General features: G+C 51.8%; 23 protein-coding genes and 3 tRNA genes. 8 read left to right on the top strand and 18 right to left on the bottom strand.

The annotated features are described in order from the left end of the window. Window positions 1-64: 64 nt before the first annotated feature. The 16 genes from Q1A69_RS12555 to Q1A69_RS12480 all read right to left on the bottom strand — a co-directional run bounded on the left by Q1A69_RS12555 (window position 65) and on the right by Q1A69_RS12480 (window position 15,875). Entirely contained in the window at window positions 65-2,275 is a 2,211-nt protein-coding gene (locus tag Q1A69_RS12555) for a response regulator (protein WP_299585789.1), read from the bottom strand. A gap of 45 nt (window positions 2,276-2,320) precedes the next feature. Further along, entirely contained in the window at window positions 2,321-2,524 is a 204-nt protein-coding gene (locus tag Q1A69_RS12550) for a DUF2788 domain-containing protein (RefSeq protein ID WP_152453643.1), read from the bottom strand. A gap of 108 nt (window positions 2,525-2,632) precedes the next feature. Next, window positions 2,633-2,905 (bottom strand): hypothetical protein, encoded by a 273-nt coding sequence (locus Q1A69_RS12545; protein WP_020412888.1) that lies wholly within the window; start codon window positions 2,903-2,905, stop codon window positions 2,633-2,635. 245 nt (window positions 2,906-3,150) lie between these two features. Next, entirely contained in the window at window positions 3,151-3,636 is a 486-nt protein-coding gene (locus tag Q1A69_RS12540) for a type II secretion system protein M (RefSeq protein WP_299585787.1), read from the bottom strand. Window positions 3,637-3,680: 44 nt separating this feature from the next. Beyond that, window positions 3,681-5,009, bottom strand: a complete 1,329-nt coding sequence (gspL, locus tag Q1A69_RS12535; RefSeq protein ID WP_299585785.1) for a type II secretion system protein GspL — start codon at window positions 5,007-5,009, stop codon at window positions 3,681-3,683. Window positions 5,010-5,022: 13 nt separating this feature from the next. After that, window positions 5,023-6,036 (bottom strand): type II secretion system minor pseudopilin GspK, encoded by a 1,014-nt coding sequence (gene gspK, locus Q1A69_RS12530; protein ID WP_299585783.1) that lies wholly within the window; start codon window positions 6,034-6,036, stop codon window positions 5,023-5,025. Continuing rightward, window positions 6,036-6,809: a type II secretion system minor pseudopilin GspJ gene (gspJ, locus tag Q1A69_RS12525; protein WP_299585781.1), complete on the bottom strand. Its 774-nt coding sequence runs from the start codon at window positions 6,807-6,809 to the stop codon at window positions 6,036-6,038. Before gspJ ends, gspK begins: the two co-directional genes overlap by 1 nt. Before the next feature lie 5 nt (window positions 6,810-6,814). Beyond that, the gene (gspI, locus tag Q1A69_RS12520; RefSeq protein ID WP_299585779.1) at window positions 6,815-7,198 is read right to left on the bottom strand and encodes a type II secretion system minor pseudopilin GspI; all 384 of its coding nucleotides are present in this window, start codon (window positions 7,196-7,198) and stop codon (window positions 6,815-6,817) included. Then, a complete protein-coding gene (locus Q1A69_RS12515; RefSeq protein WP_299585777.1) occupies window positions 7,188-7,775 on the bottom strand; it encodes a prepilin-type N-terminal cleavage/methylation domain-containing protein in 588 nt (195 codons plus the stop codon). The genes gspI and Q1A69_RS12515 overlap by 11 nt, the downstream gene beginning before the upstream one ends. 21 nt (window positions 7,776-7,796) lie before the next feature. Further along, a complete protein-coding gene (gene gspG / locus Q1A69_RS12510) occupies window positions 7,797-8,225 on the bottom strand; it encodes a type II secretion system major pseudopilin GspG (protein WP_299585775.1) in 429 nt (142 codons plus the stop codon). A 269-nt stretch (window positions 8,226-8,494) separates the two neighbouring features. After that, the gene (gene gspF / locus Q1A69_RS12505) at window positions 8,495-9,712 is read right to left on the bottom strand and encodes a type II secretion system inner membrane protein GspF (RefSeq protein ID WP_299585773.1); all 1,218 of its coding nucleotides are present in this window, start codon (window positions 9,710-9,712) and stop codon (window positions 8,495-8,497) included. A gap of 2 nt (window positions 9,713-9,714) precedes the next feature. Continuing rightward, window positions 9,715-11,211: a type II secretion system ATPase GspE gene (gene gspE, locus Q1A69_RS12500; RefSeq protein ID WP_299585771.1), complete on the bottom strand. Its 1,497-nt coding sequence runs from the start codon at window positions 11,209-11,211 to the stop codon at window positions 9,715-9,717. Next, window positions 11,208-13,229: a type II secretion system secretin GspD gene (gene gspD, locus Q1A69_RS12495; protein ID WP_299585769.1), complete on the bottom strand. Its 2,022-nt coding sequence runs from the start codon at window positions 13,227-13,229 to the stop codon at window positions 11,208-11,210. The genes gspE and gspD overlap by 4 nt, the downstream gene beginning before the upstream one ends. A 57-nt stretch (window positions 13,230-13,286) precedes the next feature. After that, window positions 13,287-13,976, bottom strand: coding sequence for a type II secretion system protein N (locus Q1A69_RS12490; RefSeq protein WP_299585767.1), 690 nt, complete (start codon window positions 13,974-13,976; stop codon window positions 13,287-13,289). 220 nt (window positions 13,977-14,196) lie between these two features. Next, entirely contained in the window at window positions 14,197-15,126 is a 930-nt protein-coding gene (locus Q1A69_RS12485; RefSeq protein ID WP_299585765.1) for an FAD-binding protein, read from the bottom strand. After that, window positions 15,126-15,875 carry an electron transfer flavoprotein subunit beta/FixA family protein gene (locus Q1A69_RS12480; protein ID WP_299585764.1) on the bottom strand — a complete coding sequence of 250 codons (750 nt, stop codon included), beginning with the start codon at window positions 15,873-15,875 and terminating at the stop codon, window positions 15,126-15,128. The genes Q1A69_RS12485 and Q1A69_RS12480 overlap by 1 nt, the downstream gene beginning before the upstream one ends. A 353-nt stretch (window positions 15,876-16,228) precedes the next feature. On the opposite strand from Q1A69_RS12480, the gene Q1A69_RS12475 reads away from it, so the two are divergent. After that, entirely contained in the window at window positions 16,229-17,866 is a 1,638-nt protein-coding gene (locus Q1A69_RS12475) for an electron transfer flavoprotein-ubiquinone oxidoreductase (protein WP_299585762.1), read from the top strand. A gap of 657 nt (window positions 17,867-18,523) precedes the next feature. Here Q1A69_RS12475 and Q1A69_RS12470 read toward each other — a convergent pair. Then, complete coding sequence (locus Q1A69_RS12470; protein WP_299585760.1) at window positions 18,524-19,090, bottom strand: DUF1285 domain-containing protein; 567 nt, start codon at window positions 19,088-19,090, stop codon at window positions 18,524-18,526. Beyond that, window positions 19,083-19,760: a TetR/AcrR family transcriptional regulator gene (locus Q1A69_RS12465; protein WP_299585758.1), complete on the bottom strand. Its 678-nt coding sequence runs from the start codon at window positions 19,758-19,760 to the stop codon at window positions 19,083-19,085. Before Q1A69_RS12465 ends, Q1A69_RS12470 begins: the two co-directional genes overlap by 8 nt. Window positions 19,761-20,146: 386 nt before the next feature. On the opposite strand from Q1A69_RS12465, the gene Q1A69_RS12460 reads away from it, so the two are divergent. The 7 genes from Q1A69_RS12460 (at window position 20,147) to Q1A69_RS12430 (ending at window position 25,353) form a co-directional block, all read left to right on the top strand. Further along, window positions 20,147-20,995: an acyl-CoA thioesterase II gene (locus Q1A69_RS12460; protein ID WP_299585756.1), complete on the top strand. Its 849-nt coding sequence runs from the start codon at window positions 20,147-20,149 to the stop codon at window positions 20,993-20,995. 68 nt (window positions 20,996-21,063) lie between these two features. Next, window positions 21,064-21,140, top strand: a tRNA-Pro gene (locus tag Q1A69_RS12455). Between the two features lie 344 nt (window positions 21,141-21,484). After that, a complete protein-coding gene (locus Q1A69_RS12450; RefSeq protein WP_299585754.1) occupies window positions 21,485-21,934 on the top strand; it encodes a phosphate-starvation-inducible PsiE family protein in 450 nt (149 codons plus the stop codon). 345 nt (window positions 21,935-22,279) lie between these two features. Next, window positions 22,280-23,494, top strand: coding sequence for a hypothetical protein (locus tag Q1A69_RS12445; RefSeq protein WP_299585752.1), 1,215 nt, complete (start codon window positions 22,280-22,282; stop codon window positions 23,492-23,494). Window positions 23,495-23,986: 492 nt separating this feature from the next. Beyond that, window positions 23,987-24,060 (top strand) — tRNA-Cys (locus Q1A69_RS12440). 94 nt (window positions 24,061-24,154) lie between these two features. Further along, window positions 24,155-24,241: transfer RNA gene (locus Q1A69_RS12435), tRNA-Leu, on the top strand. A gap of 215 nt (window positions 24,242-24,456) precedes the next feature. Beyond that, the gene (locus tag Q1A69_RS12430; protein WP_299585750.1) at window positions 24,457-25,353 is read left to right on the top strand and encodes a hypothetical protein; all 897 of its coding nucleotides are present in this window, start codon (window positions 24,457-24,459) and stop codon (window positions 25,351-25,353) included. Window positions 25,354-25,427: the final 74 nt, after the last annotated feature.

Raw genomic sequence — 25,427 nt, 5'->3', positions numbered from 1 at the left:
AAGCCGCGGCAATTGCCGCGGCTTTCCTATTTTCAAACCTATAAATAGGCCTGCTCAAACGAATTTAAGCACTACCCAACCAACGGGCTAAAGTCTCCCGTAACAAATCCTTACTCAAGGGCTTGGTCAGAAAATCGTCCATTCCCGCCGCCAAACAGCGCCCTTCAAACTGCTCTTCCGTTGTGCTAGTCAGGGCAACAATTGGCAATCGATCATCCGGTCTGTGCTCGGTCTCCCATCGACGCAACATCTCAATAATTTCAGCACTGTGATCAGTATTTTGCTGACAATCCACCAGCGCAAGGTCGTAGTGTCCCTCCGACAGTCGGACCATGGCCTCCTCACCATTACCGGCAATATCCACTTGATAGCCAAGTGCCTGCAGCATTTCCTCAGTTACCCATTGGTGCGGACGCGAATCCTCAACCAACAGCAGGGAATATTGCCGCGGGTGATCGGCACCACCGGTGACCACTCGACGGGTGGTTCTCTTGGTTCCGCCAACGGTTCTCTCCACCAGGGTATCGTGCAACTCTTTGCGAGTTGCCGGGCGCCCCAGATAAAGCGCTGAGGGCACAAGCTGCTGGAGCTGTACGAAAGCAGACTTCTGGCCAAAACCACCGAGGCAAATCAGCGGACAATCCCTATTTTCACTGTGGGCCTGTTCAAAAAACGGGGTGACAGAATTAAACAGCGTGTCATCCCCCATGGCGGGCACCAGTAACACTAACTGACCACGCTCCAGGGCCTGCTGGAGAAGCTGCTGCACCTCACATTCACACCCCTCACACCAGCGCAGGGATTTAACGTCCATCCCAAATGAGCGAAGCACCTGTACAAGACCAGAAATAAACAGGCCCTTTTGGTGTATCAATAAAACTTCGCTATCTTGCAGCCGTCGATCCGGAGTGAGATAAGTGCGCTGGTTGGGTTCCATACTGAACTTAACCACCACCTGATAGCGATTGCCGTCCTGGTTGGAATGCAGTTGCAAATAGCCGCCCATAGCCTCTGCCAGACCTTTGGCAATTGAAAGACCGAGCCCAGTGGTCACCTGGTTGGTGTCCATCCTGGAAAAGGCTCCAAACAATTCGCTTTCATCGGGAAGGATTTCACCCCGCCCATCGTCCCTCAGGGTAATGTTCAGCTGCCCTTCAACGGATGTGATTGGGGTAAAACTCACTTCGCCCCAAAGTTCGCCGCGCTGGGCGATACCGGTGGCAGAATCCACCAGGTTACGGATGAGTTGTGCGGTTTTTCGGTTATCACCAGTCACCATCACCGGCAGGCTGTCATCAATCTGGAAATTAAATTCCAGAGACTGACTGTGAGCAGCGCGCGCGGCGAACTTAAAGGACTTCTCGATGGTTTTTACCAGGTTGAACGGCCCCTGGCGCATACGGATATCCTTACGCGCAACACGGGTAAACAAACCAACATTGTCGACAAGCTTAAGTTGTTGGCTGCTGGCTGTTTTGGCCAACCCAACCCACTCTTTCTGTCGCTCGCTGAGAGGCTCCGCTTCTAACAGCGATAGGGCCCCCAATGCATCGGATAACTGGCTGCGAAACTCCTGACCGATATTGACAATAAACTCATTGGTCAATTCTACGGCTGCTTCAGAGTGCTTGCGCGCGGCGGCAAGACTACTGGCACGCTGTTGCAACTCTTGCATCGCTGAGAGCCGCTCCCAATAATTTTCCGACTCGCGTCGCCCCTGATGAGCGGTCAACCAGATAAAGGCCAGAGTCAAAGTGCCGTAGATGGTACCGAGAATCATGCCGGAGAAAAGGGCCATTAGTGCAGCAGGTAACAGAGAGGTGGCGGTAAACCAGGCAAGAAAGCGGTGGTACGGTGAAAATACCGTCGTCACACTCGAACAAAAAATGACAGAGTAGATCCACAGGAAGTGGGTCTCGGGAGCAAACCCCATCAGGTAAACGAAGTAAAATAGGATCAAGCCCCACCAGATCGAACCGAGAATCGAAATAAAAAAGTAGTGATTTCTCCAGCGATTTGGCCCTGCGCTGTAAAGGTGACTAAAGCGAAAAACGTAGTAACCGCGAATCAACGTAAGTACCACCAGCCCAGCCCCAAGGATGAGCAGCAGGCGTGGAGCCTCAAGGCGCATGTCGCCGATGGTGGCCGCAATTAGGAAGGCACAGAAGGAGAGTATCATCCCCCGCCGACTGTACTTGGCAATGCGCATATCGGTGGCACGACAAATGCGCCTATCCTTCTGCACTTTCAGTTCAGGGCGATCAAATAACGTCATGGCGACCTTCCCTGAAGCATTGGGTATCCGGTGACATAAGGGCCCCTAGCCTATCCCAAGTACTTCAACCAGTACTGTTTTTATAATAAACCCGAGCAAGCCCAGGCCCAGCGCCGTAAACAGGATAAAGGTGCCGAACCTACCCGCCTTGGAGTCCTTGGCCAGGTTCCAGACAATAAACACCATAAATAGGATAAGTGCGCCGATCCCCAACCATAGGGAATACTCTTCAAACTGCTCAAAAGTCATGCAATTCTTCGCTTAGAAAATTGCCGCGCATTGTACAGTGCTTGCCGGCTACTGGTAAGACTTGGCCGAATACTGTCGGTCAGCATACCAACTCACATGACTGGCAGTTCAAGCACCCTGATAATAGTCCCCATCTTCCTGGGCGTGAGTACCACATCGCAAACGTCGTACTTCCTTCTCACGGTAGCGGCTATCGTGCCAACACCTAGGCAGTGGCTCTCCAGACAGAAAACACAGGTCTGTTTTATCAAAGACCTCTGGATCTTGGATCTCTTCGCCCCATAAATAGCGGCCAACCACTGTCAGCTCATAGGGATTAGAGAGTGTGACGACATCGGCCACCTCAACCAAGTGCTTGGTGGTTACATCTTTGAAAAGCATAGTGGCACCTTTTTCCACTTCCTGACTTCAGTATAGGGCTTTCGGCGACAATTCTGGCGAAAACTGGGGGCTAGTGGCATGGATGGTATAGAGGCCGCGCATCCCGCTATTAGGCAGCACGTAGTCTTTGATAAAGAAGAGTTCTTAGGAAAAATATGTACAAACTGACAAGTGATCGTCAAAGGGGAACCGGTTTCTACACCGTGTCTCCCCAATGGGAAGCGAGAGGCTCAGCCCCTCAACTCTCAGCCCTCTATAGTCAGGCGAGCAGAAACCATACCCTGCTCCGATAATGCATCGAGATTAATGGTGCGCACTCCCAACTGCTCTTTCATCAGTTGGTTGAGCCATGGCTGCAGGTCCTGATAGCGCACTTCCTCAACCCAAAGACGGATACGATTCTCCCCCTCCGGTTCAAAGCGCTTAATGGTGACCCGATTTTGCTTGGCCGCGTTAGTCACTCGTTGCAGAAGAGTTCCCGAGGCTTTGCCACCAGCCCCATTAGGCTTGATACGAGAGAGGACGGGGCGCTGGGACTCCATCCACTGTACCAGTTCCCTAGATTCTTCCGCACGGGTACGGGACTCATCGAAAAAGCCCTTCGCCGGGCTGAATAGGCCGTAGACGATAAAAAGACCACCTGCAAATAGGCCAAGGGCACCGAGGGCGCGTTGGTCACTGGATGACAGTGCGTGCCATTTCTGTTTCCACTGCGCGATTTGTTCTTTCATATCTCAATAACCACCAAATTCTCTCTGCCATTTGCCCGGTGCGCCTAGCGCACACGGACCCGCCCGGAAACACCCTTCTTCAGCTCATTGGCCCCGAGCAGATCAGCGCGTAAACCACTACTGGATAGCTTGCTAACAAAGGTATCCAGGTCTGAAAGGCTTTGTGCCTTCAACTGCAGTACCATTTCGCCACGCTGACCGTCAAAACGCAGAGATTGCAACTTCAGCTCTTTACCCCGCTGCTCTGTCCACACTTCACTCAACTGCTGCATGTGAGTGGTAAAGGTACCGCCCTGATTACCGGCGCCTTTCAAGAAACCATTGAGCTGCCTGCGCAACTGGGCTGAAGGGCGAACATTGGGAAACAGCTCGGTGAACATGGTGCGCGCTTGCTCTTCCGCTTGCTCGGCTTGCCAGTGGTAAAAGGCTCCCGCCCCAACAAAAAAGAGAAGTTGAGCAGCGAAACAGAAAGCGGCCACTTTAGCGGGTTTCACCCACCATACAGAGTTACTTTCCCCTGTGGAAAGCTGGTAATCACCACTGAGCAGATTGGCGAGGATACCCGGCTTATATCGCTCCAAAAAAATGTCTTCAGGGGGGCGCTGATTACTCTGTAGTCGATCGTCGAAGAGGGATTCCAATTCGGCCACGATAAGGCCATCCCCTTCTCCCGCGCCCAGCAACAGTAAGCTCTTCCCCTCCGGCTCTTCGCTGGTGTTTTCTTCAGGTGCATCGCCCTCACCGAGCAGAGAGCCGAGTAGAGGCTGGAGATATTCACGACGAATTGATAACCCTTGGCCACTTTTCTGCCAAATATGGGCCTGCTCACCTTCTAGCCATAGAGAGAGGTCACTCTCGAGCAGGTCCAAGAGCTGGTATTCAGGCAGCGCCGCTATTAGCGACCAGTTGAGCCGCTCCAACTGGCTGTGCAAGATGTCCATCTTGTCTTTGGCAATCGCATAAATACTGCAAATATCACCATGACGAGGCGAGCAGACAAAGTGTAGATCTTCTACATCCTCGGCTAGCTGCTCTTCCACCATATAACCAATAGCGTTTGTCTGGCGCCTGGCTGCTTTTGGAATAGCTTCAACGCCACTCCAAACCCAGTTGCCGGGCAGCAGTAGGAGGGCTTTGCTTCCCTCAGGTAAATTCAACGCTGGGAGAATTTCACTCTCGGTGGCCGTTTCAAATTCAGGGTCAAAAGCCGAAAGGAATGCATCATCCAGTGCCAGCTGCCGCCACTCACCCCCCTCCCACTGGTGCAGGGTGAGCTGATCATCGCTATTTTCAGAGAGCCGCAGCATGACCAAAGCGGGCTTCGGTGGGGCTGCAGGCATGCCGATTTCATTTACGCTTTTCTTTTTAAACATACAATCTTATTGGCTATCTACTATCTTCACCCGCTACGGTACCGTCGTAGTCGAGTAACTCCTGCATCATTGCACCAGAAAAAGTGCGGCGCTGGCGCTGCACTACTTTAACCGCTCCATCTCCATCCTCATCAAGCCACAGGGCGGTCTCCCAATACTGACGGTAATCTTCACTATCCCCCAGTTGGACAGCAATGCGCGCCAAAAAGTGCTGGCTGTGAAAACTAAACGGGTCTGTTTTGGTGATGTTGTAGGAGGAATAATCCCCCGACTGACTCAAGATGCCACCAGATTCGCGGAACTGCAGCAACTTAGCCACACTCGCGGAGGGGTCTACCGCCTCAACCAGCTCCTGTGAAGCTAAATTGATATTGATCTTGCTTTCGGTCTCAGGCAGGGCGCAGAGAAAAGGGGCGAGTTTCTGCCAATCCTCCTGTTCCATCTCCTGTACCGCTGACAGCTCGGATACATCGCTGATCAGGGTGTCAGGGGTGCGGTGCGCAACCTCCCTGCCGAGGTAGCCATCGTCCTCCGTTGCCGACGTGCGCGGGGTGTCATTGTCATCAATCCAATCGGCAATTGCTCCGGCCAAATCAGATTTTCCGGTGACATTACTCACCAGCCTTCGAAAAATATCAAACTGATCATTGGCGCTGGCCTCAGCCAGATTATTAACGTTAAAACAAGAGTTTAAGTCTTTGATATTTATGCGTATTTTGCCGTTGTCGGGATTGAATTGCAGCGCTGGGGAAGCCCAGGCCTCAAGTGCGTGATCGGCGGGCTCATCAGCTTCTTCATCCTCTTCGAAATCTTTGAGCAGCGCTACCCGGCTCCAGGCCTCTGCCCCGGCGACAAATTCGGCTAACTGAGTATTGGCCAAGAGCGCGCCACTGCGGGTGATGGCAATCTGATCGCGGGTAATCGCATGGGAAACCAGCGCAATAGCAATCACCATAACTAACAGAACGGTGATCAAGGCTACACCCTGTTGGCAGTGCAAAGCCTTTGGTGATTTACCTGCCTTCATCAATTACCATTTCCCCCGGTGTTAGTACTCCCCGGATTACGATTTAACCCAGGATTACCGTTTGGCGATCCCCCCCCGGAAGAACTGTAATCCACTGAGGAGAAAGAAAAGACTCGGCGAATTTCCCCGTACTGGTGGGTGAGCAAGACAAGCTCAATCGCTTTTGGTAACCGACTGTTGGCACTTGTAGGGGGTGTCGGAGAACCGGCCGGCGGCCACTGAGCCACCCAGGCATCGGAATCCGAATCAAAATACCTGAGGGTCAGGCTCTCGACCCCCGCTAGCAAAGGCTCGACAATAGGTTCTGAATCCGGCCCGCGGTCCAGTACCTGCCAGCGGCTGCGCAACAATAATGCGCCGGTGTCTTCTTCCTCGCTGAACGAGCTACGTTCATCGCTCTCTGGGTAGCCGATGCTATAGCCCAGACGCTGTATCTCCCCTCGAGGCTCCCCGGTGAGATTTGCCGCTCCCAGACGAGTAAATTCGAATTCGTCCTCATCTCCACGGAATGCGGGCTCATAGCCTGTATAGGCATTCTTTACCGGCCTCGCTGTAACCTGACGCAAGTCATCCTCCAGGCGGTAAAGCGCCATGGAGAAGCGGCGCAGCTCTTCGGCACGCCGCTCAACGATATTGTCCGTATTGTGAAAAACATCCAAAAGGGAAAAAGAGCCGACACTAATGATCGCCACAAGGACCAGTACGACGAGCACTTCGACCAGGGTAAAACCGGACTGAGCCTTCAGTGGCGGGATGTGTGTGGGGATCTTCATCGAAGCTACTCCTGCGCCGCCCAGGCATCGAGTGTCAGAGTCGGGTTTTCCGCATCGGGATACCCTACCTCGATCGTGATGTGGCGCAGACGCTCTTCGCTGGTAGCCTCTACACGGGCGGTCACTTCCCAGTCCCTCGCGGCAAAGGCCACCTCGTCCTTCTTTTCCCCAATTGGCGGCCAAGGGGTTTGTAGGCGCACCTGAGAAAGTACTTGTTGCGCCACCCAGTTCGCCGCGAGCCGTTCTTCCATCACCCGCTGGCGCTGCACACTGCTCTGCATAGTTCGCAATACACTGGCCGCGATAACCCCAAAGATGACTAGCGCGATCAATACCTCAACGAGGGTAAAGCCTCTCTGCACAGATGGGCGTAGGTATCTATAAGTCATCGGCCTGCCACTCTAATTGCAAGCCGTAGAGGCTGCTGTAGGAAATAGTCGCGCCGCGAGCAAAATCGCCATCTTCGATCAGGAAGACCGCCAGTTTCACCGGTAGGACCTCACCGCTGGAGAGGGCAACAAATTGTGGCTTGGTATCTTCCTCGTCACTCTCCTCTTCGGCAAACTCGGTGGATTCAGTTGAGGGAAGATCCGCCCCCTCCAGCACCTCGAGACGCACGTTGGCGGGAAATTCATGGGTCGCAAAGCGCTGACTGCGCCGGCTGGCCGAAGCCATATCGGGCGCCTGCCAAGTCATTGAGGAGGGATCAAACCGCACAACGATGTAAGACTCAGGCTTTAGCACCACGCCATAGTGGGTTTTGTCAATCAGAGCCCGATCGGCAACCAGCTGCAATAGCGCGGAGAGACGCTGAGTCTCGCCCTCCCATACACGTACCCCGGAACTGCCCAAAGACATCATAGCCATACCCGCTAGGCTGGCGATTATCACAATAACCACCAGAATCTCTACCAGGGTGAAGCCGCGATTGCGCTGGAGCCCTACCTGGGCTGATCGTTTATACATCAGGTATTGTTTGATCTGGGCTTACAAATCGGCAGCAAAAATATCGGCGGCCTCACCCTCTCCACCTGGCTTACCATCGGCACCCAGGGAGAACAAATCGAAGGCGCCGGAGCTGCCAGGGCTAATGTATTGGTAGAGATTACCCCAGGGATCTTTCGGTGCCTTTTTCAGGTAGGGCTCAGTCCAGTTTTTAGCTTCGGGGAAACCGGAAGGACGGGCAACCAGTGCCTCCAGTCCCTGATCGGAACTCGGGTACACGAAGTTATCCATACGGTACATATCGAGGGCAGTTTCGATAGCGCGAATGTCCACGCGAGCGGCCTTCATACGGGCTTCGCCCGTTTTTCCCAGGACACTGGGCACCACCATGGCGCCAAGCACACCGAGAATCACAATTACCACCATGACCTCAATCAAGGTGAAACCACCACTTTTGCGTAGATTTCGCATTTTTTTCTCCAAGTTCAGCTGAAAGCTGGGAACCCCCAGGGTCACGAGAGATATCGTGACCCCAATTTAAAAAATTTTCGCTTGTTTTAAACAGAGATATTGATCTTTACACTCAAAGCAGTAGGAAGCCGAGCAACCCGACAGCGCCGAGGCCAATGAGCACTTTAGATGCCTCTCTCAAGGTAAAACCGCGGCTTTTCAGTAAGGATTTCATTGTCCCCTCCTAAATAACCAGCGTCCCAATTCTATGGACTACACCTCTTTGAGCACTACATGGCTAGTTCGTTCATGCTCATAATTGGCATCATAATGGCCATCACGATAAATAGTACGATAGCTGCCATCACAAGTAACATGAGTGGTTCAAACAAACTCACAAAAGCGGTTACCGCACCCTGTAAATCTTGCTCCTGAGACTCCGCTGCCCTCTGTAACATCTCGTCCAAGGTACCAGAAGATTCACCGCTGGCGATCATATAGATCATCATTGGAGGGAAATAGCCGATATCTTCCATGGCGCGGTGCAAGCTGCCACCCTCACGCACGGTTTTCTGAGCGGTTTCCAGGCGATCCTTAAGGAACTCATTGGTCATTACACCTCGGGCAATACCCATGGCTTGTACCAGAGGAACACTACTCCCGGTCAGGATTGCCAGGGTGCCCACGTAGCGGGCACTTTGCGCACCGCGAACCATCCAGCCAATCACCGGCAGTTCCAGTAGCCGATGATGAAACTTGTACTTGATTGCCGGGCGGCGTAACAAAATCGCAATACCGGCAATGGCCGCACCCAGCGCGGGGGGTACCAGCCAGCCCCAGACGGCAATAAAGTCACTCAGTGAAACCAGTACTCGAGTGGGTAGCGGCAAAATCTGTCCGGTACCGGTAAAGACCTCAATAACATCCGGCACAACATAAACCATCAACCCTGTGACCACGAGGACACAGATAAACACCAGCACCAGAGGGTAAATCAGCGCCAATTGCACTTTCTGCCGAAATTGCTGCTGACCCTCGGTGTAGTCACCCAGGCGCTCCAATACGGCATCCAGGTGTCCAGAGTGCTCACCAGCCTCGACGGTGGCGCGGTAAAGTTTCGGGAAAGCCTTGGGGAAACAACCCAGGGCTTGCGCAAAGCTGTGCCCTTCCAAAATCTTTCCGCGCACAGCCAACACAACGCGGCGAATTTTTTGGTTGCGGGTCTGATTGGCAATTGCCCCCAGGGTTTCCTCCAGGGGAATGCCTGCACGCAGCAGGGTTGCGATCTGTCGGGTAAGTAGGGCCAGGTTTTTAATACTGAGTCCCGGGCTTCCCGACATAAAGCCACTGGCACTCTTTTCAGATTGCTCAGCGGCCGGGGCAATATCCAGGGGCACCATCCCTTTGGCGCGCAATTGTTGGCGCGCAGAACGGGCACTGTCCGCCTCTAGGGTACCTTTGCTTTTCCGACCGGATGCCGCGAGGGCTGTGTACTCAAACGCTGCCACGATCAGGACTCCTGGGTAACCCGCATAACTTCTTCAAGGGAGGTTCTCCCCGCCAGGATCTTGAGGATTCCATCATCGCGAATACTCGGCCCAACCTTGCGCGCTTCCGCCACCAGCTTGCTCTCCGAGGCTCGATCGTGAATCAATTGGCGCATGGTTTCATTCAAGGGGACTAGCTCGTAAATGCCGATTCGGCCCACATAGCCGGAATGGTTACACTGATCGCAGCCATTGGGGTTGTAGATGATCGCCTCCTCTCCAGGGGCGACCCCCAGCATTGCTCGTTCACTCTCATCAGGCACATGTGGCTGCTTGCACTCGGGGCAAAGTACCCGCACCAGGCGCTGGGCCAGGACCCCAATCAAGCTTGAAGACAACAGGAATGGCTCGATTCCCATATCTACCAGGCGGGTTACCGCACCCAGGGCAGTGTTGGTGTGCAGGGTTGAAAGGACCAAGTGCCCAGTCAAACTCGCCTGAATGGCGATCTGCATGGTTTCCAGGTCACGGATTTCACCGACCATCACCACGTCTGGGTCTTGGCGCAAAATAGCGCGCAACCCACGGGCGAACGTCATATCCGCCTTGGTATTCACCTGAGTTTGACCAACGCCTTCCAGGTTGTACTCGACCGGGTCTTCCACGGTCAGAATATTCTTTTCCAGGCTATTGATACTGCCTAGACCCGCGTAGAGAGTGGTGGTTTTACCGGAACCTGTTGGGCCAGTTACCAGGATGATGCCATGGGGATGCGCGAGCAACTCTGTCATCACACTGAGATCCCTGTCCGCCATGCCCAGTTTACTTAGGTCCATCTTACCTGCCTGCTTATCGAGCAGACGCATCACCACCCGCTCGCCGGCGGACGAGGGCATAGTAGATACACGGACATCCACTTCCCGCCCCGCCATCAGGAGAGAGATTCGACCATCCTGGGGAATACGCTTTTCCGCGATATCCAGCTTGGCCATAACTTTGATACGAGAAACAAGCAGAGGAGCCAGGGCGCGTCGGGGCTGGAGTACTTCACGCAGTACACCGTCGACCCGGAAACGCACCACCAAGCGCTTCTCGAAGGTTTCAATATGGATATCAGAGGCGCCCTGCTTCAGAGACTCCGCAAAAATCGCATTGATCAGCTTTACGATAGGCGCATCGTCTTCCTGCTCAAGTAGATCTTCGGTTTCCGGAAGGGAATCCACAACTGCGGCCAGATCCAAATCATCGCCGAGCCCTTCGACTCCAGAGAGGTTTCCCCCCTCACGATTTTCGTAGAGGCGCTGCAGGGCCATCTGGAATATTTCATTCTCTACGGCCTCCAAGCGCACCGCACCGCCGTTAACACGTTGCACCTCGGCAATGGCCGAGGGGCTCAGCGGTGCGACATATTGGCATACCGGGCGCCCCTCCTGTTCCAGTAGCAGGACCTTGTGGCGCTTGGCGAAAGCATATGGAAGGCGGCGAATTGCTGGTGTCCCTGTTCCTGTATCAACCGTCATTTATATTCTTCGACCTCCAGTACCTCAACCTCTTCCGATACGCCTTCCAAAGCGTCTTCCAGATTATCAACGGCATTGATAGAGCCATCCACCGGGGCCGGACTCTCGTTGTAGGTGCCTGTTGGCGGCATCAGGTCTGGCAATGCATCACCACGGTGCCAATCCCACAGCAGACTCGTTCTGTCTTTGAGGAAGATCTGCTTTTGCTGCATATCCATGTAGCGCTTACGAGTTTCTTCATAAGCGGCCGTTTGGGTACTTAAGATCTTCGGTTTCAGGAATACCATCAGATTAGTTTTGGTAACATTTTTTGTATTGTTCCGAAACAACCTGCCGATTCCTGGAATGTCACCCAGTAACGGTACCTTCTGAACAGAATCTGTCACTTTATCTTCGATCAATCCACCCAGCACCAGGATCGCGCCATCATCAATCAGGACCTTCGTGCGAATTTCGCGTTTGCTGGTAATAATATCCGAGGCCCCTACAGCTTCATCAGCTGCTGCCGAAAGGAGATCTTCAACCTTTTGCTCAATTTCCAAAGTCACGGAATTGTTGTTGTTCACCCTCGGCGTCACTTTGAGGGTGGTACCAATATCTTCGCGCTGAATGGTGGTAAAGGGGTCGCCGTTGCTACCGGAAAGCAGTTGCTCACCGGTAATAAAGGGCACGTTCTGACCGACCAAAATCTCAGCTTCTTCGTTATCCAGCGCCATAATGGTCGGCGTGGATAGGATATTCGTATTGCCAGCTGTTGCCAGGGCGTTAACCGCAACCCTCAGGTCGGTGCCACTAAAATAGCCCAAACTCAAGGTGTTTAGCTTGCTGACACTGTCGAGGGGAAGGGAGAAGGGATTAATATTCCCATCAGCATCGATTGATGGCTGATTATTCCAACCCGCGACAATACTCTCGTCCGCACCAGCGATCCAACTGATCCCTAAGTTATTTTTGGTATCCTCTTTAACCTCAACAATCACTGCCTCGATCAATACCTGAGCGCGACGCACATCGAGACGTGCAATAACGCCCTTCATCGTTTCCAGTAGTGCCGGAGGAGCGGTAAGTACCAGGGCGTTGAGCGATTCATTCACCTGAATGCTGACTTCTACGCTGGCTGCCTGCTGGTCCTTCTCGGTATTTTGGATACTTCCACTCATCCCTTCCAGAATCGGTTTCAAGTCCGCCGCATTGGCGTACTGGATATACACCACTGCAGTATTGCCATCGCCATCCAGCGGCTGGTCCAAACGGCCAATAACGGTTCGAATTTGCTGACGGGTCACCGGGTCTCCCGTCAACAGTACACTGTTTGAGCGCTCATCCACCGCAATGCGCAGTGGCTGAACCTCCCTGCCCGCACCCTTGCCCCCGCTGGCTTGCAACAAGTCATTGAGGATTTGCTTAACCTCTTTGGCGGAGGCAAACATCAGAGGAACAACCTCGATATCAATGGCACCAGCGCGGTCAAGTTGTTTTACCAAACGTATGATTTGATCAATATTCGCTGCACGGTCGGCAATAATCAGGGTATTGGTATCGGCATACGCAGCGAGATGGCCGGTCTGCGGTATCAGTGGGCGCAGCATAGCGATCAGCTGGGAAGCAGAAATATTTTCTACGCGCACGGTGCGCACAACCAGAGATTCGGCCGGTGCTCGAGTGTTCTCGTCGGCCACTGGAATTGCTTGTTGCTTGGCGAGGGCATCGGGCACCACTTTCCAGGTACCGCCCTGCTCTACCAGGCTGAAGCCATTCACCTGGAGTACAGACATAAAGACATCAAAGGCTTCATCGTGTGTCATAGGGTCACCGGCAACAACGGTGACTTTCCCCTTAACATTGGGGTGAACAATAATATTTTTGCCGGTGAAATCGGCTGCCCAGTTAATCAGGTCACGAACATCGGCATTGTCGAGAGAGAGGGTAACCCTCTCCGAGCCTTGAGCCAGCGTTGCAGTAGACACAAAAAAACCAAACCCGACCGCAATCAGCCGTCGATAAAACATCTTCATCATTATTTATCTGGCTCTAGTAAATGTTCAAAAAACTCAAAACAATCTAGTTAGACAGTTTTATTGGGGCTGGCGCTGAGCACGGCGCTCACGAGCCAATTCACGGAGCTTTTCCATCCGCTCTCGAATGCTTTCCTGGCTCGCTTCACGTCTTGCGGTACTTTTTGTACCACTCTGCCTGGACTTGCGCGTCAGGCTTGAATAATTCTTCAGTGGAACATTCGGGCGACCGTCCACTTCTGGATATGTCAGCTTTTCCATCCTGCCATTACGACGAAGAACCACATGGTCTACCTCAACAGAATAAAGTTCTGCGCCACCAGGTAGTGAGTCCCCCACAAAGAGACGCTTTGCCGCTTTGCCTTTTTCGGCGACCAGTGCACTGGCTTTATTCTTATCCGAGTTATCTAAAACGCCAGAGAGAACGATATTCAGCTGGGTTACCGGGATACTAGAGAGATCGACCTCGGGAGTAGCTTCTTGTTTCTTGGCTTCGGCATAGCCAAAGAAGGGGGTGTTGGGAATTGAAGACGCCTGTGGAGCACCCAGACGGTTATCTTTACGTTCGGCCAGCAGAGACTCTTCCGGCTCCGATGGCATGAGTAGGGAACCGTAGGCAAGCAAGTTGCCCGATACCCAAAGCAGCCCCACCGCGGATGCCGCCATGGTGCCACGGGAAAACGCTCGGCGCGCATCACCCTGACCAAAGCCATTATTAACTGAGCCAATGGCTCGCCTTAATGGGGACATGAACATACCCACTTACAAGTTCAACTTTTCTAGGTTATTGGTTTTTGACGCCTATTTTGTTGCCTTATCCTAGGAAAGGCAACGCTCCTGCCCAGTTAAACGTTGCAAACCATCACTTCGTCCCCGAAATTGCACACTAGTTCCGTAGATCAGATCGCCAAAACAAGAAAAGGCGGCAATGCGCCGCCTTTTCAATACTGAGTAGTACAGCAATCAAGGATTACAGTTTTGCTTCAAACTCAGGAACCGCCTCAAACAAATCAGCCACCAAGCCGTAGTCAGCAACCGAGAAGATTGGAGCCTCTTCATCCTTGTTGATCGCCACAATAACCTTGGAGTCTTTCATGCCGGCCAGATGCTGGATAGCGCCGGAAATGCCTACCGCAATATAGAGATCGGGAGCAACGATCTTGCCAGTCTGGCCAACCTGCATATCGTTGGGAACAAAACCGGCATCTACCGCGGCGCGGGATGCGCCAACCGCTGCACCGAGCTTATCCGCCAGTTTGTACAGCATTTCGAAATTTTCACCGTTTTGCATGCCGCGCCCACCTGAAACCACCACACTAGCGGCGGTAAGTTCAGGGCGGTCGGATTTGGCGAGCTCTTCGCCAACAAAGGAGGAAACTCCAGCATCGTCGGCAATATCTACGGATTCAACAGCGGCACTACCGCCCTCGGCAGAAACGGCATCAAAAGCAGTTGCACGCACTGAGATTACCTTAACGGCATCTGAGCTCTGCACGGTTGCAATAACATTGCCGGCATAGATTGGACGCTTAAAGGTATCAGCGCTCTCAACAGAGATAATGTCGGAGATCGGCTGAACGTCCAACAGGGCTGCGGCGCGCGGCAGCATATTCTTGCCGGTGGTGGTAGCGGGAGCCAGGATATGACCGTAGTCTTTCCCCAGGTCGGCAACCAACTGGGCTACATTTTCAGCCAGCTGATGCTCATAGGCGGCATTGTCAGCCAACAATACTTTGTTAACACCATCAACTTTGGCGGCAGCGTCCGCCACAGCGGCGCAACCGGCGCCAGCCACTAGTACGGCGATATCGCTACCGATCGCCTTGGCCGCGGCAATGGTATTGAGCGTAGCGCCCTTCAGTTCGGCGTTGTCGTGTTCAGCAATAACCAGAATGCTCATCAGATTACCTTCGCCTCGTTTTTCAGTTTCTCTACCAGTTCCGCAACGTCAGCAACCTTAACACCGGCTTGACGCTCTGCGGGTGGCTCGACTTTCAGCGTTTTAGTGCGAGGAGTGATATCTACACCCAGCTCGTCTGGAGTGGTGGTGTCGAGAGGCTTTTTCTTCGCCTTCATGATATTCGGCAGAGACGCATAACGCGGCTCATTCAGGCGCAGGTCCGTGGTTACGATAGCCGGAAGCTTCAACTCTACCGTCTGCAGGCCGCCATCAATTTCACGGGTCACTTTTACAGTGTCACCGGCTACAACCACCTCGGAAGCAAAGGTACCCTGCCCCATTCCGGTCAAAGCGCCCAGCATCTGACCGGTTTGGTTGTTGTCGCCATCGATAGTTTGCTTGCCGAGAATCACCATTTGCGGCTCTTCTTTCTCAACAATTGCTTTCAGGCATTTGGCTACAGCAAGCGGCTGCAGTTCGGCATCGGTCTCAACCAGAATGCCTCGATCGGCGCCCAGCGCCAGGGCTGTGCGGATTTGTTCCTGGCTCTGCTTGGGGCCCATGGAAACGGCGATTATCTCGCTGACAACGCCTTTTTCCTTCAAACGCACCGCCTCTTCAACTGCAATTTCGCAGAAGGGGTTGATAGACATTTTGACGTTGGCGATATCAACGTCAGTGCCGTCCGCCTTAGGGCGAACCTTGACGTTGTAGTCGACAACGCGCTTCACAGCTACAAGAACTTTCATGGAAATCCCGTCTCAAATATGCTTTTTAACAGCCGCGACTGACGATTCTCATCGCGAACGGATACGGTGTTCTGGTCAAACAGGTGTTTGAACGGCGTGTATGGTGGCGGTTCTATACGGCAAAATCAATAGTCAAATAGAAGTGACTGCTGCCATTCACGCAATCTATTTCAGAGAATAGAGACCATCTATTCAGTCCCCCTAAGCTGTTGAAATACAGCACATTTGCCATAGCAATTGAATAGTCATGCAATTGGTAGGGTTCAATAAAGGCCTATATAATCCGCCATCTATATAAATGATAAGGCCGGAATGGCCGTAAAAAGTTGAATACAACTGCTGAGGAGAGTGCCGTGGAACGCGAATCAATGGAATACGATGTAGTGATCGTGGGTGCAGGTCCAGCCGGACTAGCAGCGGCCTGCCGTATTCGCCAGCTAAATGAAGACGTCTCAGTTTGCGTTGTAGAGAAAGGCTCCGAGGTCGGCGCCCACATTCTCTCAGGCGCAGTTTTTGAGCCAACCGCTCTGAACGAGCTTTTCCCCGACTGGAAAGAGCGCGGTGCTCCTCTGAACACCGAAGTCAAAGGCGACGATATTTACGTTCTGCGGAGCGATGAAAACGCCATCAAAGTGCCCAACCTGCTTGTGCCGAGCACTATGCACAACGAGGGTAATTACATTATCAGCCTAGGCAACCTATGCCGCTGGCTGGCTGAACAGGCAGAAAACCTGGGAGTGGAGATATTCCCAGGGTTCGCCGCAGCTGAAGTTCTCTATAACGAAGATGGCTCAGTAAAAGGTATAGCCACAGGCGATATGGGTATCGGCATGAACGGTGAGCAGAAGGACTCCTACATGCCCGGTATGGAGCTGCACGCCAAGTACACCTTGTTTGCCGAGGGTTGTCGCGGACATTTAGGCAAGCAGCTGATCGAGCGCTTTAAGCTGGATGCCGATGCAGACCCCCAGCACTACGGTATTGGCATCAAGGAAATTTGGAAAATTCCCGCTGACAAACACCAACAAGGTCTAGTGGTCCACACTGCCGGCTGGCCCCTAGAGCAAAGTGGCACCCACGGCGGCGGGTTCCTATACCACCTGGAAGATAACCAGGTCGTTGTAGGGCTGATCACCGACTTGGCTTACAGCAATCCACACGTGAGCCCCTTCGATGAATTCCAGCGCTACAAGCACCACCCGGTCATTAAGCAATACCTTGAAGGCGGTCAACGTGTCGCCTACGGTGCGCGCGCAATCATCAAAGGCGGATTGCAGTCCCAACCAAAGATGACCTTCCCCGGCGGCCTGCTGATCGGCGACAATGCCGGCACTCTGAACTTTGCCAAGATCAAGGGCAACCACACCGCCATGAAATCCGGCATGATCGCTGCTGAGTCTGTGGTGGAAGCCCTGGCCGCTGAGCGCAACAATGCTGAGCTGACTGAGTACACTACCAAGTACCGCGACAGCTGGGCCTGGAAGGAACTGCACGTACAGCGCAACTTTGGTCCTGCACAACACAAGTGGGGCAATATTCTCGGTTCCGCCTATGCCTTCGTGGATATCAATATATTTAAGGGCAAGCTGCCCTGGACCCTACGCGACACCAAAGCGGACCACGCCCAACTGAAACCCGCCGCGGACTGCGCCAAGATTGACTACCCCAAGCCCGATGGCGTGCTCAGTTTTGACAAGCTGTCCTCCGTGTTTATCTCCAACACTAACCACGAAGAAGATCAGCCTTGCCACCTGACGCTGAAAGACTCAGAAATCCCGCTGAATCACAACCTGCCTATCTACGATGAGCCGGCACAGCGCTACTGTCCCGCAGGCGTCTACGAAGTTATCGAGGACGCGAACGGCAAGCGCTTCCAGATCAATGCACAGAACTGCGTGCACTGTAAGACCTGTGACATTAAAGATCCGACTCAGAACATTGTCTGGATCACTCCGGAAGGTGGCGGCGGCCCCAACTACCCAAATATGTAAGCAGTTTGCTTTCTGGCGCCTTCGGGCGCCATTTTTGTATGTGCCCTACCCACTTAGCCCCCCATGAAAGAACAAAAGTAGAAGGAATCCCTCCGCGAAGATCGCAGCGGAATGTAGTCGCTCGCAAACCAAAAATTGTAGTGCGCATTCGGAACGAATGCCTGCCAAACCTCCTCTCAAGTAAATTTGACACCACCACACTCAGGCGCATTAGATCCACCGGAAAGCTTTGCACCCCAGCACTTTTTAATCTCTCATTATAAAAACTGGCAATCTTTTCAAGATCGACATTAATAGTCCCCCTTGCTTACATTGCCGTTACTGGGACAGCCTCCAGCTGGGCACCCAAACGCGCTGTCTGATTTTTCGTCTGAGCAGCACAAACTCCCCAATCTTTTATTTCCTTTCAGAAACGCACACAAGAAAGATCCAAACTTTCATATTTTTAATATTTGTTGAATTCGACGTGTATATGCCCCCATCAAAACGAAGGAACATCAAGACAAATTAGATCGCGCCGGTTACACAAAGCTACAAACCAACCCGATCAAAGCATTAGAAAAAACCGCTTTAATCAGGTATTTTTCAAAACGGGGGGCGCTATAAGCGGTAGATGCGCCTGGGTTTACAAAGTACAACCCAGGCTTTTAGGAGAGATCAATTATAGGAGCCTAATAGAAATTTTTTGCCTGCGCTGTGAATACACAGTTGTCCTGAGCCATTTGAGCCCTGACGCTCCTCTTCCGCCCATTCTATGAGCTGATAAAAAACATTGCGGGAAACCCTGGCCATCAACCCCTTGCGAACCTCGAAATAAGGGATAAGTTGAGAGGGCGTGCCAAATTCCAATAGCTGCCAAATACTCTCATCATCCAGCTCAACAACATCCCCCACATTCGTGGTAAATAGCAGCTTTTGCGCATTCTCATCGGTGGAACTACGGGCGACCTGAGTAGCTACAAAAGGCACGTCTTCCACCTGAATCCGCAACTTCTCAACAGGAGTCACCAAAAAGTATTCATCAGCCTCTCTCTTCAAAATGCTGGCAAACAACTTCACCAGTGGCTGCCGCTGAATTTCTGTGCCCTCATGGATCCAGTGGCCATCACGCTTGATAACCATATCCATATCACCACAGAACTCTGGGTCCCACCGGTCTACCGGCGGGTGACCGTGGAACTCCTTTTGCAGCTTTTGCAGTTGCTGAAACAATGGCTCAGCCAAAAGAGGACCCCGCAGTTTCACCAGACTGGTCACCCTCCAGGGGCTTGCGCGAGGAGGTATCACCAATATGAACACCCACATCCATAATGAACTCCATTAACCCCTCCCGATCCTCAATCACATCAGAGAAGGATTTGGAGTGATAGAGCTCCACAGCACCCTGCACAAGGGCCCAGTAGGTTGAGTAGTAGTAATACGCTGGTACCTTCTTCAGCATGCCCTGCTCTATCCGGCGCTCAAAGACACGATTTAAGGCGGAAGTGTTGGAGTTACGGATAGCGTGCAGCTCAGAAATCATCTCTGCGGCCAGATTGAGAGATATGATCTTCTCCTCCAGGCGCTGGAAAAGACGATCCTTGCCCGGATCGGCCATGCGGGATTCAAAGTAGGCTCGGGCAGGCGCCGTAATATCACCCTTTTCCGCATTCTCCACAGCGACCTTGAGGCGCTCCGCCAGGGACTTTTCATAGTCCATGAGTAAGCGCATGTAGATTTCTGTTTTTGAAATAAAATGCTTGTAGATGGTGCCTTTGCCGATATCTACACGCTCAGCAATCTGCTCGACCGTGACCTTTTCTTCACCGTGCTCCAGCAGAAGCTCCAGAGCCGCATCCAGGATGCGCTGCTCTCGCGCGCGAAACCTCTGAACCTTCTCTTTTGCCTTATCCATACTTCCGACCTTCTCTGCCCGTAATGTTGGGGACTGAAATTGACTATTCATTCATGAATGATAGGCAATTCGAGTCGCTTGGAAAAGTGAATCGAGAAATTAGCCTAGAAATTACGCCCATAAGGAGATCACTCTGCCTAAATTTTGTACTTTCAGACCCATTTCCCCTCTCCCCAAGCTCCCAACAGAGTGAGATGCGAATCACAACCCAAGTGCAAACCCGGTTAATCAATCGCCCCAGGGCCTACTTGTAAAGCTAGCAGTGAAATCAGTGACTAATAATGGTCTTTACGTCATGTGCTGCTATTATCGCCCCTCTGGACAAGCCCCCAATGCCAGTCCAGGCAAACCCGACTATCACTAATAGGTAACAGGTAGAGTCGTCCATGTTGGAAAAGCTGAGCAAACTTCTTGACGTCGAAGAGCTTGATCGCAATCTCTTTCGCAGTCGTCATCACGTCGAAAATTATCGTAAAGTTCTTTTCGGAGGCCAGGTGCTTGGGCAGGCTCTTATGGCTGCTACTCGCACCGTCGAAGAACGCTTACCCCACTCCCTACACGCCTACTTTCTTCGCCCCGGCTCCAGCGAACTGCCCGTTATCTATGAGGTAGACCCGATTCGTGATGGGGGAAGCTTTACCACTAGGCGCGTGGTTGCCAAACAACGAGGCCGCGCCATTTTTAATATGTCAGCCTCCTTTCAGATTAAAGAGGCCGGTTTTGATCACCAAGCGGATATGCCCAGCGGGGATATACCGGCGCCAGAAGGGCTGAAAAATACCCAGCAACTGGCACTGGAGGCAGGGCTCGTTAGTCCTCAATACGACCAACGCCGCTATATGATTGATTTTCGCCCCGTCGATCCTCAAAGCTACTTTGGTGCCGAGACTCGTGAGGCCAAATGTATGTTCTGGCTTCGTGCAGAGGGAGAGATGTCTGACGACCCAATCGAGCACCGCGCAGCACTTTGTTACGCCTCAGACATGGGCCTGTTGGGGACCTCCCTACAGCCCCACGATATTTCCCTATTCGATCCACACCTAATGCCCGCCAGTGTGGACCACGCCATGTGGTTCCATCGAGATTTTCGATTGGATCAATGGCTCTTATACGTCACTGACAGCCCCTCTGCGGGAGGCGCCCGTGGATTTACGAGAGGCCAGATTTTTACCCGCAACGGTGTGCTGGTTGCCTCTACGGCCCAAGAGGGCCTAATTCGACAAATTAAAAGCTAAATCAATAGTTTACAGTGAAAAAATGGCTGCTATAATGCCGGCCTCTTCGCTGATCCAGCGGAATAAATCGGTGAGTAGCGCAGCCTGGTAGCGCACTTCGTTCGGGACGAAGGGGTCGGAGGTTCGAATCCTCTCTCACCGACCAAAGATTCTAAAAACCCGCCTCAAGCGGGTTTTTTTGTATCTATAACTTTACTAATCCAGCCCCTGGCAGCTCCACGAACTGCCCCACTCCTGCCAACTATACTTGCAGCACACGCTAACGTGTTCGGTCTCCTTGGCAATTTCGAACACGCTTATCTAGAACAATTTTGAGTTCCCTCGCCCCCACCAAGGTCATCATTAGCTAGCTCACGGGCTTCACAGTGCGGTTTGATGCCACATTGGGCCTCACCTCTTCTACCAAGGGTGGCTGCATAGCTGGTCGGCAAGTTTTGACATATATTCAAGCTAAAGAAACCTCAGGCCACCAGGGGCAAAGCGAGGCAAATGAAATACGAAGAGATACATGAGGACCATGAAGACCCCCTAATCAACCAGTTACATCGCGCGATCAAAATAGCGGTTAAATTCCTTGCGATCCTGATGGTTTTGGTGATTTTTTGGACTATCGCCGACGTGATCTACGTGGTTTTTGAGAACCTGAGATCGCCACCGCGATTTCTACTGGACATGGAAGATATCCTCGAGACTTTCGGTGCCTTTTTGGTGGTACTGATCGCAATAGAGATTTTTACCAATATTCGGCTCTACCTGGGTACCAACGTCATTCCCGTTCAGTTGGTTCTCGCAACAGCTCTTATGGCGGTCGCGCGGAAAGTCATTGTTCTAGATCTTGAGTTAGTTGGCGCAGAGCATGTGGTGGGCATAGCGCTTGTTACCATTGCGCTAGGAGTCTCCTACTGGCTGGTTCAGGAAAAAAGCAAGCGCTCGGCGTAAGTGCCTACAAATCACTTAGCTACTTCGTATGGCTTTTGCCAAACAAGAGCCTACCCATCTGACCACTCCTTCAGCCTCTACAGATTATCGCGCTACCGGGCTTGAACATATCTTGCTACCTGAACAACAAGTACGGGAGATATGTTTGTTAAATATTTTGCATATATGATAACGGCTTTATAAGTGTATTCTTTTATTTTGATTTTCTGATTACCAAACACTTCCGAACCGGCATTTCGTAAATCCCGCCTTCTTCTGTGACCAATTTGCTTGAAGGCGACTTTACGGCACCTGTAGGCTTGGATGCTGTCATAACCGCAACTTGTTGGATTTAATGCCAGGCATATGATGCTTTTAAGATTTTTCGCCCCGCTTCTGCTCGCCACTACTCTATCAACCTCTACCTGGGCGTATGAGCTGCTCTACACAGTCGAAGTTGACCCCGATTCAAAGCTCGCCCACGTTGAAATAACGCTGAGTGGCGAGGATATACCCAGTAAGCTCAAATTGAATCTGAGCTCTGGACGATACAGGGATCTGGAAAGTAAGTCCCCTCTTGAGGAAAAGGGAGCTTCGGCGATCTGGCGCCCCGAGGGTGAAAGGGCCGAATTAAGCTATAGCTTCGTTATTAATAATCAGAGAAAGAATGGTGGCTATGATTCCAGGATCACCGACGACTGGGCAATCCTTCGCAGCGATAAGCTGATAGCGCCAATCTCTGCAACCAGCCGAGGGCGCTCCGACGCACGCTTGAAATTGGTGATGCCTAAAGGCTGGTCTTCAGCCCTGCCCTACCCTGAAATCGAGGACAACCTCTATCAGCTATCCGACCCCAAAAGACGCTTTGTGAGGCCCAAAGGGTGGATGATTGTGGGCAAGATCGGTAGTCGTCAGGATTATATTGCCGGCACGGATACACGAGTTTCCGCTCCAAAGGGACAGGATACACGCCGCCAGGACGTGCTCGCCTTTCTCAACTGGAATCTTCCAGAACTAAAAAAAATCTTCCCACTTTTCCCCGATCACTTACTCATCGTTAGCGGCGATGACCCCATGTGGCGTGGCGGACTCTCTGGTACACGCTCGTTGTTTATGCATGCCGATCGCCCTCTAATTAGCGGCAACCGCACCAGCAGCATGATCCATGAGCTTGTTCATGTCGGTACAGGTATACATGGTGATGAGCAAAGCGATTGGATTGTTGAGGGGCTGGCCGAGTTTTATTCACTCGAAATTTTGAGAAGAACTGGTGGTATTAGCGAAGACCGCTATCAGGAAGCGATGGATAAGCTGGTGCACTGGGGCGAAGAGGCTCCCACTCTTTTGGTCAGGCGCTCTTCTGGACCGATCACCGCACGCGCAGCCGGTGTTATATCTGAGCTGGACAAAGAAATTCGCAAAGCCAGCAACGGGAAAGCCGGGATCGACGATGTGGCTCGGGAACTCGCAAGCACTCGCGGTGAGATCACCTTGGAACGATTCCGGAAGCTTTCCGAGCAGGCCGCAGGCAGGCCGGTGAAGACCCTGGCTCAGGAAAACCTGACCGAGAAAGCACAGTAAACCGCAAAATTACAGGTAAAAAAAAAGCCCTGACGACGGGGGGGGAGAGCGTCAGGGCCAAGACCATTAGGAGTGAAACTTGGAGGATTTCATCCTTGCTACACATCGGGCAAGTACCATCCTGGTGCGCCCTACCAGCGTTACTAAACACGTTTTGGGGGAGACGTGTTAGCCAGATAAAGACAGTATCGAACACCCTCAATGGATTGCCAGCAGCCCCCAAAATAAATTAAGAACAAATGGAAATAGGTTCATCGACTGCAGTACTAAAAGTTATTACGCCTGCTGCCATACGGTTATGCGTGAACTTTCCAGACTTTTTTCCTCAACTTTTGCAAATTGTTGAAATCAACGCTTGACTAATCTCCGTGAGACCATAGAATAGCGCCCTCTTACGCAGCCAAGGGCACGTAAGTATCAGAAAACGCTAGGATTTTTCAGGTTTATCCGATAGAATTTACTGCGTTTTCAACCGCTAAAAAGCGGTGTGTTGGCTAGGTGGCAGAGTGGTCATGCAGCGGACTGCAACTCCGTGTACGCCGGTTCGATTCCGACCCTAGCCTCCATTTTCCTTTCCATTGCAGAATCCTGTGAGCTGCAATGGGAGTGAGGATGTAGGGCAAAGCAAAATTGCTAAAGCCCCACCTCGCAAGGGGACCTGCCCGGGTGGTGGAATTGGTAGACACAGGAGACTTAAAATCTCCCGGCTTAACGGCCGTGCCGGTTCAAGTCCGGCCCCGGGCACCACACACCCCTTCAGAATCAATAAGTTAGATACCTTTTGGTGCATATTTGGTGCACGCATTTTAAACTTGATTCATTAATAATTGCTCCCTACCCTCACGTGTCACTTTATTTAAAACTCACCCAGCTCCGTAATCACATTCGCCAAGTAGTCTAACCACTAGACATCAATACTACCCAGTTTAATAATTCACCGATGTCAAAAAATGGAAAGACGTATGGCTGAATTAGGCTTAAAGGCAGCATGGGCAAGGCTTGCAAACTGGTGGTCGCCGAAGAAACCCATTGAGGAGCGCACTCTTTGGCAGATAGGCTTGTTTAAGACAGCTTTCTTCATCCCTCTATTACTTGCAATAATCTCCGCTTCCTGGATAGCCGCTCGGCTTGACCTTCCCATGGAACCAACTTATGTTGGTTTAAATCGGCTCTTCGACATCTATAAATTCCCTATCGCTCTTTTTTCTCTTGCGCTGCCATTTACAGCATTCATAGCGACAAACCATAGATCAGCTCAGTCTGCCGAGAGTCTAAAAAGAGCGGAACTCCAAAACTCTTTCTCGAATTATTTTACCCACAGAAAAGAATTCTTCGATTTACTTTCACAACTTGAAACAGAGCTCAAGATTACATTTTCTGATACGGGCGCACTCTATCAGAATTGCTTTCCAAGAAATAAAAAATCCGATTTTAATATTGATCCTGCGGGCCTTAATGAATATACCGCCCAACCTTACCTGCTCCATTTAGATGAAGAATTCGAAAGTGTCGAAATGAAAATTGCCTATCCTGAGGTACCTTTTACTCAAGAAAAAGTAATAGAAATTTATGGTACCTACTCAGCATTATCAGACCAGCTATTTTTTCAAGTAAAAGATGGGGTCGAGATAAACAATGGTGCAAAGATAGGATTTTCTAACGAAGATCCTTTAACCCACAGACGGTTAATTAGTAAAGTATTGATCCAACTTGGAAGATTTTCTGATATTGACTGTTTTAATGCCCGCAAAACCCATCACTGTACAGATTTTGATACTGCTGCCAGGATATACTTCAAACCAGAAAATAATTATCACTCCCAAGAAAGCAAACCCATAGACACCCCTGTTGAGGGTTGATCCTACCCACAAAAGACGGACACTCTCTTAAGCGATAAACTACGCAGCAGAGGTGCCCTATGACACGATCAAGT

It is taken from the genome of uncultured Microbulbifer sp. (genome assembly GCF_947498635.1).
Taxonomy (GTDB): domain Bacteria; phylum Pseudomonadota; class Gammaproteobacteria; order Pseudomonadales; family Cellvibrionaceae; genus Microbulbifer; species Microbulbifer echini.
This window is presented reverse-complemented; position numbering and strand designations above follow the sequence as displayed.

Bases quoted from the DNA above. Each gene is read 5' to 3' on its own strand.
- gspI (WP_299585779.1), bottom strand. From the start codon at position 7,198: ATGACTTATAGATACCTACGCCCATCTGTGCAGAGAGGCTTTACCCTC.
- gspK (WP_299585783.1), bottom strand. From the start codon at position 6,036: ATGAAGGCAGGTAAATCACCAAAGGCTTTGCACTGCCAACAGGGTGTA.
- Q1A69_RS12515 (WP_299585777.1), bottom strand. From the start codon at position 7,775: ATGTATAAACGATCAGCCCAGGTAGGGCTCCAGCGCAATCGCGGCTTC.
- gspJ (WP_299585781.1), bottom strand. From the start codon at position 6,809: ATGAAGATCCCCACACACATCCCGCCACTGAAGGCTCAGTCCGGTTTT.
- Q1A69_RS12450 (WP_299585754.1), top strand. From the start codon at position 21,485: ATGAAATACGAAGAGATACATGAGGACCATGAAGACCCCCTAATCAAC.
- Q1A69_RS12490 (WP_299585767.1), bottom strand. From the start codon at position 13,976: ATGTCCCCATTAAGGCGAGCCATTGGCTCAGTTAATAATGGCTTTGGT.
- gspD (WP_299585769.1), bottom strand. From the start codon at position 13,229: ATGATGAAGATGTTTTATCGACGGCTGATTGCGGTCGGGTTTGGTTTT.
- Q1A69_RS12465 (WP_299585758.1), bottom strand. From the start codon at position 19,760: ATGGATAAGGCAAAAGAGAAGGTTCAGAGGTTTCGCGCGCGAGAGCAG.
- Q1A69_RS12445 (WP_299585752.1), top strand. From the start codon at position 22,280: ATGATGCTTTTAAGATTTTTCGCCCCGCTTCTGCTCGCCACTACTCTA.
- Q1A69_RS12545 (WP_020412888.1), bottom strand. From the start codon at position 2,905: ATGCTTTTCAAAGATGTAACCACCAAGCACTTGGTTGAGGTGGCCGAT.
- Q1A69_RS12480 (WP_299585764.1), bottom strand. From the start codon at position 15,875: ATGAAAGTTCTTGTAGCTGTGAAGCGCGTTGTCGACTACAACGTCAAG.
- gspE (WP_299585771.1), bottom strand. From the start codon at position 11,211: ATGACGGTTGATACAGGAACAGGGACACCAGCAATTCGCCGCCTTCCA.
- gspL (WP_299585785.1), bottom strand. From the start codon at position 5,009: ATGTTTAAAAAGAAAAGCGTAAATGAAATCGGCATGCCTGCAGCCCCA.
- Q1A69_RS12430 (WP_299585750.1), top strand. From the start codon at position 24,457: ATGGCTGAATTAGGCTTAAAGGCAGCATGGGCAAGGCTTGCAAACTGG.
- Q1A69_RS12460 (WP_299585756.1), top strand. From the start codon at position 20,147: ATGTTGGAAAAGCTGAGCAAACTTCTTGACGTCGAAGAGCTTGATCGC.
- Q1A69_RS12555 (WP_299585789.1), bottom strand. From the start codon at position 2,275: ATGACGTTATTTGATCGCCCTGAACTGAAAGTGCAGAAGGATAGGCGC.
- Q1A69_RS12540 (WP_299585787.1), bottom strand. From the start codon at position 3,636: ATGAAAGAACAAATCGCGCAGTGGAAACAGAAATGGCACGCACTGTCA.
- gspG (WP_299585775.1), bottom strand. From the start codon at position 8,225: ATGCGAAATCTACGCAAAAGTGGTGGTTTCACCTTGATTGAGGTCATG.
- Q1A69_RS12550 (WP_152453643.1), bottom strand. From the start codon at position 2,524: ATGACTTTTGAGCAGTTTGAAGAGTATTCCCTATGGTTGGGGATCGGC.
- Q1A69_RS12485 (WP_299585765.1), bottom strand. From the start codon at position 15,126: ATGAGCATTCTGGTTATTGCTGAACACGACAACGCCGAACTGAAGGGC.